Source organism: Sporosarcina sp. FSL K6-1508 (assembly GCF_038007465.1).
Classification (GTDB): Bacteria; Bacillota; Bacilli; order Bacillales_A; family Planococcaceae; genus Sporosarcina; species Sporosarcina psychrophila_B.
In genome coordinates, this window is sequence record NZ_JBBOXF010000001.1 from 1,687,176 (window position 1) to 1,700,522 (window position 13,347).

Annotated in this window: 13 protein-coding genes and 1 tRNA gene; 13 read left to right on the plus strand and 1 reads right to left on the minus strand. The window is 43.6% G+C overall.

Going from position 1 to position 13,347, the window contains the following annotated elements:
- Window positions 1-145 precede the first annotated feature (145 nt).
- From MKZ11_RS08370 to MKZ11_RS08390, 5 genes are read left to right on the plus strand one after another with little or no spacing between them, the layout of a single operon-like run.
- Window positions 146-628 (plus strand): NUDIX hydrolase, encoded by a 483-nt coding sequence (locus MKZ11_RS08370; protein ID WP_340793764.1) that lies wholly within the window; start codon window positions 146-148, stop codon window positions 626-628.
- Complete coding sequence (gene rapZ / locus MKZ11_RS08375; RefSeq protein WP_340793766.1) at window positions 625-1,515, plus strand: RNase adapter RapZ; 891 nt, start codon at window positions 625-627, stop codon at window positions 1,513-1,515. Before MKZ11_RS08370 ends, rapZ begins: the two co-directional genes overlap by 4 nt.
- A gap of 4 nt (window positions 1,516-1,519) precedes the next feature.
- Window positions 1,520-2,485: a gluconeogenesis factor YvcK family protein gene (locus MKZ11_RS08380; RefSeq protein ID WP_340793768.1), complete on the plus strand. Its 966-nt coding sequence runs from the start codon at window positions 1,520-1,522 to the stop codon at window positions 2,483-2,485.
- Window positions 2,486-2,526: 41 nt separating this feature from the next.
- Window positions 2,527-3,474: a DNA-binding protein WhiA gene (whiA, locus tag MKZ11_RS08385; RefSeq protein ID WP_340793770.1), complete on the plus strand. Its 948-nt coding sequence runs from the start codon at window positions 2,527-2,529 to the stop codon at window positions 3,472-3,474.
- A 36-nt stretch (window positions 3,475-3,510) separates the two neighbouring features.
- Window positions 3,511-3,768, plus strand: coding sequence for an HPr family phosphocarrier protein (locus MKZ11_RS08390; protein ID WP_340793772.1), 258 nt, complete (start codon window positions 3,511-3,513; stop codon window positions 3,766-3,768).
- Window positions 3,769-4,896: 1,128 nt separating this feature from the next.
- Here the strand turns inward: MKZ11_RS08390 and MKZ11_RS08395 are convergent.
- Window positions 4,897-4,968, minus strand: a tRNA-Arg gene (locus tag MKZ11_RS08395).
- Window positions 4,969-5,156: 188 nt separating this feature from the next.
- Between MKZ11_RS08395 and clpP the strand changes: the two genes are divergently transcribed.
- The 8 genes from clpP (at window position 5,157) to MKZ11_RS08435 (ending at window position 13,339) form a co-directional block, all read left to right on the plus strand.
- The gene (clpP, locus tag MKZ11_RS08400) at window positions 5,157-5,777 is read left to right on the plus strand and encodes an ATP-dependent Clp endopeptidase proteolytic subunit ClpP (protein ID WP_340793774.1); all 621 of its coding nucleotides are present in this window, start codon (window positions 5,157-5,159) and stop codon (window positions 5,775-5,777) included.
- Between the two features lie 597 nt (window positions 5,778-6,374).
- Window positions 6,375-7,637: a group II intron reverse transcriptase/maturase gene (gene ltrA, locus MKZ11_RS08405; RefSeq protein WP_340792415.1), complete on the plus strand. Its 1,263-nt coding sequence runs from the start codon at window positions 6,375-6,377 to the stop codon at window positions 7,635-7,637.
- A gap of 345 nt (window positions 7,638-7,982) precedes the next feature.
- Complete coding sequence (locus tag MKZ11_RS08410) at window positions 7,983-8,561, plus strand: LemA family protein (RefSeq protein WP_340793776.1); 579 nt, start codon at window positions 7,983-7,985, stop codon at window positions 8,559-8,561.
- The gene (locus MKZ11_RS08415) at window positions 8,558-9,391 is read left to right on the plus strand and encodes a TPM domain-containing protein (protein WP_340793778.1); all 834 of its coding nucleotides are present in this window, start codon (window positions 8,558-8,560) and stop codon (window positions 9,389-9,391) included. Before MKZ11_RS08410 ends, MKZ11_RS08415 begins: the two co-directional genes overlap by 4 nt.
- 102 nt (window positions 9,392-9,493) lie before the next feature.
- A complete protein-coding gene (locus MKZ11_RS08420) occupies window positions 9,494-9,721 on the plus strand; it encodes a glutaredoxin family protein (protein WP_340793780.1) in 228 nt (75 codons plus the stop codon).
- Between the two features lie 134 nt (window positions 9,722-9,855).
- The gene (locus MKZ11_RS08425) at window positions 9,856-10,890 is read left to right on the plus strand and encodes a sugar-binding transcriptional regulator (RefSeq protein WP_340793783.1); all 1,035 of its coding nucleotides are present in this window, start codon (window positions 9,856-9,858) and stop codon (window positions 10,888-10,890) included.
- Between the two features lie 145 nt (window positions 10,891-11,035).
- The gene (gene gap / locus MKZ11_RS08430) at window positions 11,036-12,043 is read left to right on the plus strand and encodes a type I glyceraldehyde-3-phosphate dehydrogenase (protein WP_340793785.1); all 1,008 of its coding nucleotides are present in this window, start codon (window positions 11,036-11,038) and stop codon (window positions 12,041-12,043) included.
- 114 nt (window positions 12,044-12,157) lie between these two features.
- Window positions 12,158-13,339 (plus strand): phosphoglycerate kinase, encoded by a 1,182-nt coding sequence (locus tag MKZ11_RS08435; protein WP_340796950.1) that lies wholly within the window; start codon window positions 12,158-12,160, stop codon window positions 13,337-13,339.
- The last annotated feature ends 8 nt before the right edge of the window (window positions 13,340-13,347 follow it).

The window sequence follows — 13,347 nt, forward strand, 5'->3', positions numbered from 1 at the left end:
GTATCAATTGACCCCCCCTTTTGATAAAGCAAATTTAAAAAGGCTATCTACCGGTACAATCTGGTAGATAGCCTTCTTTTTTTGTCGTTTTACACTGATACGATGTATAATAGGTATATGCATTCATAAAAAGTGGGGATGACAAATGCAAAGAATCGTAAATTTACTTGTAGTAAAAGATAATCATGTTTTATTATTAAAAAAACCTCGTCGTGACTGGTATGTAGCGCCGGGTGGGAAAATGGATCCTGGTGAATCGATTTTAGAGACGGCAGTCAGGGAATTTACAGAGGAAACCGGTGCTGTTCCGATTGATCCTTCTCTGAAAGGCGTTTACACGATGGTGATCATGGATGAAAATGGAGAGAATGTGAAAAACGAGTGGATGCTCCACACATTCATAGCTTTTGACTTGGCTGGAGAACCGTTTGAAACGACTACTGAAGGGGTGTTGGAATGGCATCCTGTCGACAGCTTACAGACACTTCCTATGGCCGAAGGAGATCGTACGAACTTACTGTTTGCAGTATCTCGCCCAGGTATTCAATATGGCACTTTCTTTTATACGGAAGAATTTAAGCTGTTGAAAGAAAAAATTCAGAACCCTGCGGAAGGTGATAATCAATGACGGAAATTGAGACACCGAATAGCGATGTTGAACTAGTCATCATTACAGGGATGTCAGGCGCGGGCAAAACAGTTGCTATGCAAAGCTTCGAAGACCTCGGCTTCTATTGTATCGATAATCTGCCTCCGGAGTTGTTAGTCACATTTCTTGATTTGATGATGAAATCGGAGAATCGGATGAGAAGGATTGCAGCTGTCATGGATACGCGGGGAGGCGACCTTTTCGATTCGCTAATTGGAGCACTAGACAATCTGTTGCGTATGGAAGGTGTAGTGACTCGGATTTTGTTTCTCGATTCTGACGATGCGACACTTGTCAGGCGCTATAAAGAGACAAGACGGTCCCATCCGCTTTCCGGTGGCGGTATGCCATTGGCGGGCATAAAGAAAGAACGACTGCTACTGTCAGAGATGAAAGGCCGTGCACGCTCAATCTATAATACCTCCGGACTTAAACCGAGAGCATTGCGGGAGAAAATCATGTCCGAGTTTTCATCCAAAGGTGATTCAGGTTTTACAGTGAACTTCATATCCTTCGGTTTTAAACACGGAATGCCGATTGATGCAGATGTCGTATTTGATATTCGATTTTTGCCAAACCCCTTCTATATCGAAGAATTAAAACCGAAAACTGGCCTGGACAAGGAAGTTTACGATTATGTGCTTAAGTGGAGTGACACGCAAATTCTTATCGAAAAGTTAACGGATTTGTTCAAGTTTCTTATCCCCCAATATAAAAATGAGGGTAAGTCGCAAGTTGTCATAGCGTTCGGTTGTACCGGCGGGCAACATAGATCCGTAACACTCGCTGAATTTTTCGGAGCACGTTTCAAAGATGAATACCGAACTTTCATTACCCATAGGGATACTGAAAAAAGAAAGGATTGACGCTATGCCGCAATCGGAGAATGTTAAAAAAGTCGTCGTCTTCGGTGGCGGAACCGGACTGTCTACGTTACTACGCGGGTTGAAATCGCACTCTGTCGACTTGACTGCAGTTGTCACTGTAGCTGACGACGGAGGCAGTTCTGGAAGGCTCCTTGATGAATATGATATCCCGCCCCCCGGTGATATTCGCAAAGTGATGGCAGCGCTTTCAGATGTGGAACCGCTAATTGAAAAAATGTTTGAATACCGCTTTTCAACTTCGGAGGATTTGAAAGGCCATTCACTTGGGAATCTAATCCTAGCGGCAATGACGGATATTACAGGCGATTTCGCAAGTGCCGTAGAGAAAATGAGCCGTGTTCTGAACATTAAAGGGAAAGTGTTGCCTGCTGCAAACCAGCGAATCACATTGCATGCGGAACTGGAAGACGGTACAATCGTGACGGGCGAATCGAAAATTCCTGTTTACGGGCATAAAATACGGAGAGTGTACGTATCGCCGCAAGAAGTGGAACCGTTACCTGAAACACTTAAGGTCATAAAAGCCGCGGATCTCATCATTTTTGGACCAGGCAGTTTATATACAAGCATTTTGCCAACCATACTTGTTCAGGCAATTCGTGAAGCAGTATTAGCATGCGATGCAAAAAAGGTGTACATTAGCAACTTAACCACGCAAGCTGGTGAAACATACCGCTATACAGCTTCGGAGCATGTCAAAGCATTATACGATCATGCTGGAGAAGCATTCATTGATACGGTATTATTGAACGGACCAGAAATTCCTCCATTGACTAAAGGTGTAGACTGGATAGGGCCTCCTTGGCTTGTCGAAAATGATTTGGAAACGTTGCAACATCTTGTGCCTCATATCGTAGTAAAAGATATAAGTAAGATTGTCGACGGAAACCTGATACATGACTCCGAAAAAGTCGCTAAATGGCTCATGGAATATATGGAGAATAGCTAAAACGGAACAGACGTGATCGTCGCCGAGAAAGGGGAAGAATCATGTCTTTTGCTTCAGAAACAAAAAAAGAAATGACACAGATAGAAGCGGATGACTGTTGCATAAAAGCAGAGGTGGCGGCATTCATTAGAATGAATGGAGCACTTTCCTTTTCCAACAAACAGTTAAGTCTTGACGTACAAACTGAAAATGCTGCAATTGCCAGACGCCTTTATTCGAATCTGAAACGGTTATACCCCTATAAGGTAGAGCTGCTTGTTCGAAAAAAGATGCGTTTGAAAAAAAACAATGTGTATATTTGCCGGATTCGGGGCGGAGCAAAGGCACTCCTTGAAGACCTGTTAATTCTGACAGGAACATTTCAATTTAAAAATGAAATTTCAAAGGAATTGGTTAAAAAGAGATGTTGCCAACGTGCTTATTTACGGGGAGCTTTTCTTGCCGGAGGGTCAGTGAATAATCCGGAAACGTCTTCGTATCATCTTGAAATCTTTTCAATATATAAGGAACATAGCGAAGCCCTCGTGGATCTGATGAATAAATATCATTTGAATGCAAAGTCGATTGAGCGGAAAAAAGGATATATCGCATATTTGAAAGAAGCAGAAAAAATTTCAGATTTTCTTAGTATTGTAGGTGCGCACGTCTCCTTAATGAAGTTTGAAGATGTAAGAATTATAAGGGATATGCGTAATAGTGTGAACCGACTTGTGAATTGTGAAACTGCGAATCTGAATAAAACAATTGGGGCTGCACAGCGCCAAGTTGAAAATATAAAGTTTATTGATAATACAATTGGGCTTGGTGAATTACCAGAAAGACTCCAAGAAATTGCGAGACTGCGTGTAGAAAATCAGGATATTACACTGAAGGAACTTGGTGAATTGGTTTCAGGCGGAACGGTAAGTAAATCTGGAGTTAATCATCGTTTAAGAAAAATTGAAGAAATTGCGGAAAATCTTCGCAGTGGAGGAATCGGCAGTCGGTAAATCCGCTGGCGAACCAAGAGAGGAGCGGGTACTAGTATGGCAGAACGAACAGTTGAAGTGAAGTTGAAATCAGGATTGCAAGCAAGGCAAGCCGCGCTTTTTGTTCAAGAAGCAAATAGGTTCATGTCTGATCTATTCTTGAAAAAAGAGGAACGCCAAGTAAATGCGAAAAGTATAATGGGAATCATGAGTCTTGCCATTGCACGTGGCACTACGATTACACTCATCGCCGAAGGAAATGACGAGGAACAAGCACTAGAATCACTAGCAACCCTCGTTGGAAATGAAAATTAAATAAAAGTATAACCGTTTCCCACCGTCAAATGACAAGTGGAAACGGTTTTTTTATTGGGTAAGGGGAGGACATGGCGATCGGGTGTGAGGTCATGGGGATCCGTGGTGAATTCATGGCGAAGTGGAAGATAGTCATGGCTCGGTCGTCAATTCATGGCAATAGGATGTGAATTAATGGGGAGCCGGGCTGAAGTCATGGCAAAGTGTGAAATAGTCATGGCTCGGTCGGTAATTCATGGCAATCGGGTGTGAAGTAATGGGTAGCCGGGCTGAAGTCATGGCAAAGTGTGAAATAGTCATGGCTCGGCCGGCAATTCATGGCAATCGGGTGTGAAGTAATGGGGATCTGGGGTGAATTCATGGCAAAGTGAGAAATAGTCATGGCTCGGTCGGTAAGTCATGGCGATAGGATGTGAGTTAATGGGGATCCGGGTCGAAGTCATGGCAAAGTGAGAAATAGTCATGGCTCGGTCGTCAATTCATGGCAATCGGCAGTGAAGTAATGGGGAAAGGGGTTGAATTCATGGCAAAGTGGAGAATAGTCATGGCCCGGTCGGCAGTTCATGGCAATCGGGTGTGAATTAATGGGGAGCGAGGCTGAATTCATGGCAAAGTGGAAATAGTCACGGCCCGGTCGGTAAGTGATGGCGATAGGGTGTGAAGTAATGGAGAAAGGGGTCGAATTCATGGCAAAGTGGAGAATAGTCATGGCCCGGTCGTCAATTCATGGCAATAGGATGTGAATTAATGGAGAGCGAAGCTGAATTCATGGCAAAGTGGAGAATAGTCATGGCGCGGTCATCAATTCATGGCAATCGGGTGAGAAGTAATGGGGAGCGAGGCTGAATTCATGGCAAAGTGAGAAATAGTCATGGCGCGGCCGGCAATTCATGGCAATCGGGAGTGAATTAATGGGGAGTCAGGCCGAATTCATGGCAAAGTGGAAAATAGTCATGGGCCGGTCGGCGATTCATGGCAATAGGGTGTGAGTTAATGGGGATCCGGGTCGAAGTAATGGCAAGTCAGGCCGAATTCATGGCAACACCCCCAAAATAAGACAACAAAAAAATATTCGTCGCTTTTAACAAGCAGACGAATATTTTATAGTATAAACCTTATACTGGGATATGCCCTCGGCGAGAATCGAACTCACATCTTAAGCTTCGGAGGCTCACGTGCTATCCGTTGCACCACGAGGGCGTTAGGTCAAACTGTTTTGGCAGCAGACAAGATTTATTATACTAGTGTAGCTGGATGAATGCAATGCTTATTTTGAAAGCGTTATATTTGACCTTCGTTGACCATACTATGTATGATAAAGTTACAGTTGAGACGAAGTTACGTTTCAATAGGCAGACTACACTATCCACCTTGAAGGAGGAAATGGAATGAATCTAATACCTACAGTAATTGAACAGACTAGCCGCGGTGAGCGTGCGTACGACATCTATTCACGTCTATTGAAAGACCGTATTATCATGCTTGGAAGTGGAATCGATGACAACGTTGCGAACTCTATCGTTGCTCAACTTCTATTTTTGGAAGCGGAAGATCCAGAAAAAGATATCTCTATTTACATTAATAGCCCAGGAGGAAGCGTCACCGCTGGATTAGCTATTTTTGACACAATGCAATTCATCAAACCAGACATTCAAACAATCTGTATGGGGATGGCTGCATCTATGGGATCCTTCCTATTAGCTGCAGGTACAAAAGGGAAACGTTATGCGCTTCCTAACGCAGAAGTAATGATTCACCAACCATTGGGCGGAGCACAAGGGCAAGCGACAGAAATTGAAATCGCTGCAAAACATATCCTTTTCACTCGTGAAAAACTAAACTTGATTCTTGCTGAGCGTACTGGCCAATCGGTTGAAGTAATTGCGAGGGATACGGACCGCGACAACTTCATGACAGCTGAACGTGCGAAAGAATATGGTTTAATTGACCATATTATTACACGCAGTGACATGAAAGACGGAGCTATTACTAAACCTGAATCTAAATAAGTTGTACGATAGCCGACTTTCCATCATGGAGAGTCGGCTTTTTTAAGTGCGCCCAGCATGGGCGTAGTCTATAGGGTGCAAGTCCCGAACTGTGAAGGCAGAAGTAACAGTTAGCTTAACGCAAGGGTGTCCATGGCGACGTGGAATCTGAAGGAAGCGAGCGGCAAACCTCCGGTCTGAGGAACACGAACTTCATATAAGGCTGTGTATGATTGGGTGAGTTTGCTTAACAAAACAAAGCCCTTTCTGCCGAAGGTCATATGCAGTAAATGAAGCAGATAGGTGGAGGGAAAGACTACGTTCTTACCTGGGGAGGTCTGATTGAAACGCCGAGTACACTTGGTAACCTACTCAGTGATGGGTAGCTGAACAATCAGAAGTCAGCAGAAGCCATAGTACCATTCGAACTCGAGCAGAATGGGAAGGGCTGAACAATTAAGAGAGAACAACATCTTGGCATTCAGTAACCTGCGAAGAACACAGATAACCGATAAGGCATGCTTGAAGGAGGAAGTGGTGAATCCCATGGGGGACTTCGAGATGGTGGAGCAGAGCTGGCATAAGAAGAAGCGTTGTTCACGGAAAGAGGCGTAACCAATGTTGATGGAACGAATACTGTCGCGTGAAAATCTGCTTTCTGCCCTGAAACGGGTAGAACGCAATAAAGGGAGCCATGGTGTAGATGAAATGCCCGTACAAAACCTACGAAAGCACATCTTGGAACACTGGGAATCCATGAAAATGGAACTTCTTGAGGGTACTTATAAGCCGCAACCTGTCCGCAGGGTCGAAATCCCGAAACCTGACGGTGGCGTGCGGTTATTAGGTATCCCTACCGTGACGGATCGTCTCATTCAGCAAGCCATTGCCCAAGTATTAACTACTTTGTATGATCCAACGTTTTCAGAACATAGCTATGGATTTCGACCAAAGCGAAGCGCCCACGGCGCAATAAGGAAAGCGAAAGGATATATGCAGGAAGGTAATCGGTGGGTAATCGATATAGACTTGGAGAAATTCTTTGACAAAGTGAACCATGACAGGTTAATGGGAACACTTTCGAAACGAATCGAAGACAAACGTCTGCTTAAGCTAATCCGTAACTATTTGAAATCAGGAATTATGATAAATGGTATCGTGACAACCAATGAGGAAGGTACGCCGCAAGGTGGCCCACTCAGTCCATTACTTTCCAATATTGTCCTTGATGATCTAGACAAAGAATTGGAGGAAAGAGGACATAAATTTGTCCGATACGCTGACGACTGCAACATCTATGTGAAAACAAAGAAAGCAGGAAATCGAGTCATGGGTTCTGTCACTTCGTTTATTGAAGGAAGGCTTAAGTTGAAAGTTAACCTGAATAAATCTGCGGTAGACCGCCCTTGGAAGAGGAAGTTTCTTGGATTCAGCTTTACTTTACATAAAGAACCAAAGGTTCGGATTGCCAAAGAAAGTATGAAACGGATGAAGAATAAAATCCGAGAGATAACCTCTAGGAAGAAACCCTATCCGATGGATTATCGAATCAAGAAACTAAATCAATACCTTATGGGGTGGTGCGGTTATTTTGCATTGGCGGATACGCCAAGCGTTTTCAGAGCTTTCGATTCATGGATTAGAAGAAGACTTCGAATGTGTATGTGGAAAAACTGGAAGAAACCAAGTACGAAGGTGAGGAAGCTCATTGGATTAGGTGCGCCGAAAGATAAGGCATACGAATGGGGTAACTCGCGTAAAAGTTACTGGAGAATTTCTAAAAGTCCTGTATTACATAGAACCCTCGGAAACTCCTATTGGAGTTCCCAAGGGCTCAAAAGTCTACTATCACGTTACGAAATTTTGCGTCATCAATCTTAATTGAACCGCCGTATACCGAACGGTATGTACGGTGGTGTGAGAGGTCGGGAGTTAATCACTCCCTCCTACTCGATTTGCAGGAAATTGTGAATAACTTGCGAGAGAAGGCAACAGGCGCTTGAAAAGTTGGGAGTCCATAAGACGCGGATTATGCAGTGTGGAAGAATTGCATCACAACACTCTTTGTTGCAATGCCACGTTTGTTCCCGGTTTAATTAAGAAATATTGATACAGAATAAATGAAACCTTTTCAATAGTCATACGGTATATACTACTGTAGCAAAAAGTTTCAACACGCTGTTGTAAAGGGTAAATGAAGGTAAATAACTAGTTAGGGGCGATGACATGAAAAAGATTTTAGGACCGATTGCGGTAATCGTAATCATACTTGCAGTTTTGGCTATGATATTAGTTCCGAGTTACAATAAATTTGTGAATCTTGAAGAAGATGTGGATCAGGCCTATGCGCAAGTTGAAAACCAACTACAAAGAAGACTGGATTTAATTCCGAACTTGGTAAGTACGGTAAAAGGTTTCGCAAGTCATGAAAAAGAGATTATCAGTGACATTGCGGATTCTCGTGCAAGACTTGCAGGAGCAGCCGGACCGGAAGAACAAGCAGCAGCGAATACTGAATTGTCCGGAGCACTCAGCCGCCTTCTCGTAGTGGTCGAAAATTATCCTGATTTAAAAGCAAATGAAAATTTCACTAAATTAATGGATGAACTTGCTGGAACTGAAAATCGTTTAGGTGTTGCACGTAAAGATTACAATGATGAAGTAGCTAAATTCAATAGACAAGTGAAAAGATTTCCTGGAAAAATCGTAGCCTCTATTTTTGGCTATGACGAAAAAGAATATTTTAAAGCCGATGCAGCTGCAAATCAAGCACCTGAAGTCGATTTTGGAGATGGCAAAGAATGATTCGAAAAGCTGTCTGCTTCCTTGCGATGACATGTTTGATTTTCTTCATGTCATTTAATGGAATGGCGTTTGCGGCTGACGTCCCCGCTCCGACTGGAAGCAGTATCTATGTCCAAGACTTTTCAAATATCCTAAGCCCTGAACAAAAGGGAGAGCTTACGCGGTACGGAATGCAACTGGATGATGCCACAACAGCTCAACTTGCTGTGCTAATTATGCCTACGATTGGTGATGAAGCGGTTGAAGAATTTGCTGTAAAAGCATTGCGGGAATATGGGTTAGGAACAAAGGAAGCGGATAACGGCGCATTGCTTGTTGTGACAACTGAAAAGGTTGAGGGGAAAGAAGGCTCGCGAAAGATCTTTCTTACAACGGGCTATGGGTTAGAAGGGGCTCTCCCAGATGGTAAAGTGGGGAGCATCATTGATAATCTGGCGATTCCCTACTTAAAACAAGAAAGACCTGACATGGCTATTATGGAAACATATAAGGCGTTTTACAACGAGATCGCGGCTGAATATAACTGGGATGGTGAAGTCGCACCAATTCAGATGCCCGACTCCCAAAAAAATAACTCTGAATTCGGAATACCTTTTCCGGTTCTCATATTCATCGCAATTTATATAATCTTCCGCGTGATGGGTAAAGGGGGCCGTGGCGGAGGCGGAGGCTCAGGTGGAAGGCGGCGCGGCGGACCAATCTTCTTCCCCGGTTCCTTTGGTGGCGGAAGCGGTGGATTCGGTGGTGGCGGATTTGGCGGCGGAGGCGGCGGTTTCCGAGGTGGCGGTGGCGGTTCCGGTGGTGGAGGCGGAGCAGGCCGAAGCTGGTAACGCTAAAATAATAACGGGCGGCAGATACAGGCAACATCCTGTGCATGCCGCCCGTTATTCATTTATACTGAAATCATACTAAAAGTTGAGAGGTGCATTTGGGTGCATGTAACATTTTATACAAAGCCGGGTTGTCATCTTTGTGATGAAGCGGAATCAATGATGAAACTTGTTCAAGAGGATTTTCCGCTTACATGGACTAAAGTGGATATAGAAACAGATGATGAAAGTCATGAAAAATATATGTTAATGATTCCTGTCATCGAAAAAGATAATACAGTATTGCTTTACGGCTCAATTGGCTATGTAGACATCCTCGCTTTATTCTGAAAATTAGTCTGTTTTGGTTGAAAAGCTGAATGGAAAAGCATATACTGAAGTAAGAAATATTTTTTTGCTTTAGGTGGGACGTTTTACATTATAGTGGGACGATATTTGTCCCTTTCAGTTGAGGGGGGCAACCATTGGACGATTTGATGGAGGCACAAAGGAAGCTCGTTCCAGAAATGATGGAGTTAATGCAACAAAGATATCGAATATTAAAGTTTGTAAAAATGGCTGGTCCGATTGGGAGACGTCCACTTGGTCAGATGGCTGGTTTATCAGAGCGAGAAACTCGAACGGTGATGGATTTGCTGCGAGGACAGAACCTTATCCAAATTGCGAAAGACGGCGCTTCAATTACCACTGAAGGGCTAACTGTCTTACTTGCACTTGAGCCTTCAATGGAAGACTGGTCAGGCCGCGCGTCGATTGCCAAGAAGCTGAGTGAGTCTCTAGGAATTCAATCAGTCAAAGTTGTTGCAGGTAACTGTGATACCGATACAATTTCAAAAAGTTTGCTCGCCATGGAAGCAGCTAAACAATTCTCCACTAAAATTGGCGAAGGTAAAATAGTCGCCGTCACTGGTGGAAGTACAATCGCATCGATACCGCTTCATATCGAAAAATTTAACGATGCGAATAACTTATTGTTTATCGCCGCTAGAGGCGGTGTTGGTGACGATATTGGATTGCAGGCAAATGTCATTGCAGCTTCATTCGCCGCAGCATGTGGTGGTACGTACAGTACATTTTATTATCCCGAGTCATTAAGTGAAGAAGCGCATGAAGCGTTTCGAAAAGAACCATCTGTTTTGAAAATGCTTCAACTTTACGAAACGACAGACTGTGTCCTTCATGGAATTGGCGACGCACAAACGATGGCCGTCTTACGTAACTCATCGCCAGAAGAGCAACATATGATTCAAAATAATGGGGCTAAAGGCGAAGCATTCGGTTACTATTTCGACTCCGAGGGGAATGTCGTTCATAGGTTACGGACTGTCGGAGTTCAGACTGGCCATCTTGAGAAGATTCCACTCATCATTTCGGTTGCGGGTGGAAGCAGTAAAGCCGAAGCTATCTTGGCCTATATGGCAAGTGCGCCGAAACAGACGATTTTAATAACGGACGAAGGTGCAGCAACTGAAATGCTGAAAATACTCGTTAATAAATAAGTATTTAAATGACTAACGCAGACTGTTTCGGGGAATAAGTTTAGATGAGCATTGTATAGGTGTGAGAAAGTATCTAACGTGGAACAGCAGCTAGTCGCCATTCGCTGTTCTTACTAAAAATAAAAACTAATTGGAGGAATTTATTATGACTTTGAAAATTGCAATTAACGGATTTGGACGGATTGGACGTAAGGTATTCCGCGAAGCTTTGAAACAAGAGGATATTGAAATCGTGGCGGTAAACGATTTAACGGATGCGGCAATGCTTGCACATCTTTTGAAGTATGACTCTGTACATGGTGTATTTGACGCAGAAGTCAGTTCGGATAATGACACGCTTATTGTCGATGGCAAAAAAGTGAGAGTATATGCAGAAAAAGATCCAGCAGCGCTACCATGGGGCAAACTTGGGGTTGACGTTGTCGTCGAGTCGACAGGCGTATTTGCTGACAGAGCTGGATTGAGCAAACACCTTGAAGCGGGTGCGAAAAAAGTTATCTTGTCATCACCGGCAAAAGGCGATGTCACGACACTTGTAATGGGAGTTAACCACGAATCATACGATCCGGCAACTGATAACATCGTATCGAATGCATCATGTACGACAAATTGTCTTGCGCCTGTTGTAAAAGTACTTCACGATCAATTCGGCGTAAAACGCGGTCTAATGACAACAATTCACTCGTACACAAATGACCAACGCATCTTGGATTTACCGCATTCGGATTACAGACGTGCTCGTGCAGCTGCAGAAAACATGATTCCAACTACGACTGGCGCAGCTTCAGCTGTAACGAAAGTTATTCCTGAACTGAAAGGCAAACTTGACGGTATGGCTGTCCGCGTTCCAACACCAAACGTTTCACTTGTTGACTTTGTCGCTGAACTTGAGAAAGATGTGACAATTGCTGATGTGAACAATGCATTGAAAAACGCGGCTGAAAATGAGCTAAAAGGGTTCTTAGCTTATAATGAACTACCACTCGTATCGAAAGATTACAACGGAAATACTTCATCTTCTACTGTAGATGGCCTTTCAACAATGGTCCTTGAAAACAACATGGTGAAAGTAATTTCTTGGTATGACAATGAATCAGCTTACTCTGCACGTTGTATTGATTTGGCACTTTACATGTACCGTACAGGCTTGTAAATAGTTAAATATAGCCATAAACGACAAGACCCCTTATAATAAAGTTGGGTAAGAGGAGCGGGGATACCCCGTTCCTCATTTTTTTTAATATACATGGAGGTGGGCATTTTCATGGTGTCGAAAAAGACGATGAAGGATATGCAGCTTGAAGGGAAACGGGTTTTTTGCCGGGTGGATTTCAATGTGCCAATGGAAGATGGAAACGTAACGGATGATACGAGAATCCGTGCAGCAATCCCGACCATCAATTATATGGTTGAACAAGGCGCGAAAGTTATTCTAGCAAGTCATTTAGGGCGTCCGAAAGGCGAAGTAAATGAAGAGATGCGGCTGACTGCTGCAGGGGAAAAACTTGCGGAATTGATTGGTAAACCGGTAACAAAGCTCGATTCATCCATTGGAGAAGATGTGGAGAAAACCATTTCGACAATGAAAAACGGCGATATCATTCTTCTTGAAAATGTCAGATTTCATGCTGGAGAAGAAAAGAACGACGCAGTGTTAGCAAAACAATTTGCAGCGCTTGCTGATCTTTTCGTCAATGACGCATTTGGCGCTGCGCACCGAGCGCATGCTTCTACTGCAGGCATTGCAGAACATATCCCGGCTGTATCAGGCCTCTTGCTTGAAAAAGAATTGGACATTCTCGGCAAGGCATTATCAGAACCGGATCGTCCGTTTACAGCGATTATCGGCGGGGCTAAAGTGAAAGACAAAATTGGCGTCATCGATCATCTTCTGGACATAGTGGATAACTTGATTATCGGCGGCGGATTATCGTATACATTTGCCAAAGCACAAGGCCATGAAATAGGAGACTCGCTTCTTGAGGAAGATAAAATCGACCTAGCGAAATCATTTATTGAAAAAGCCAAAGATAAAGGCGTTAATTTGTATTTACCAATCGACGTTGTCATAGCTGATTCGTTTTCAAACGATGCAGAGACAAAGAACGTGGATATCGATTCCATACCAGAAGGTTGGATGGGTCTTGATATTGGACCGAAAACAGCTGAACTTTACGCAGACGTTATTAAAGAGTCGAAATTAATTATTTGGAATGGACCAATGGGTGTGTTTGAAATGGAGCCTTTCGCTGGAGGAACACAACGAGTTGCAAAAGCAATGGCTGAAACAACAGCCTATACGGTCATTGGCGGAGGCGATTCAGCCGCTGCTGTCGAGAAGTTTGGTGTAGCAGACAAAATGGATCACATTTCCACTGGTGGAGGGGCTTCTCTTGAATTCATGGAGGGCAAAGACTTACCGGGAGTCACTGCACTGAACGATAATTGATTGGAGGG

What these genes read in the sequence shown, in the direction of transcription:
- MKZ11_RS08410 (WP_340793776.1), top strand. Translation starts at nt 7,983, where the DNA reads ATGAAAAAGATTTTAGGACCGATTGCGGTAATCGTAATCATACTTGCA.
- whiA (WP_340793770.1), top strand. Translation starts at nt 2,527, where the DNA reads ATGTCTTTTGCTTCAGAAACAAAAAAAGAAATGACACAGATAGAAGCG.
- clpP (WP_340793774.1), top strand. Translation starts at nt 5,157, where the DNA reads ATGAATCTAATACCTACAGTAATTGAACAGACTAGCCGCGGTGAGCGT.
- gap (WP_340793785.1), top strand. Translation starts at nt 11,036, where the DNA reads ATGACTTTGAAAATTGCAATTAACGGATTTGGACGGATTGGACGTAAG.
- MKZ11_RS08415 (WP_340793778.1), top strand. Translation starts at nt 8,558, where the DNA reads ATGATTCGAAAAGCTGTCTGCTTCCTTGCGATGACATGTTTGATTTTC.
- MKZ11_RS08380 (WP_340793768.1), top strand. Translation starts at nt 1,520, where the DNA reads ATGCCGCAATCGGAGAATGTTAAAAAAGTCGTCGTCTTCGGTGGCGGA.
- ltrA (WP_340792415.1), top strand. Translation starts at nt 6,375, where the DNA reads ATGTTGATGGAACGAATACTGTCGCGTGAAAATCTGCTTTCTGCCCTG.
- MKZ11_RS08370 (WP_340793764.1), top strand. Translation starts at nt 146, where the DNA reads ATGCAAAGAATCGTAAATTTACTTGTAGTAAAAGATAATCATGTTTTA.
- rapZ (WP_340793766.1), top strand. Translation starts at nt 625, where the DNA reads ATGACGGAAATTGAGACACCGAATAGCGATGTTGAACTAGTCATCATT.
- MKZ11_RS08390 (WP_340793772.1), top strand. Translation starts at nt 3,511, where the DNA reads ATGGCAGAACGAACAGTTGAAGTGAAGTTGAAATCAGGATTGCAAGCA.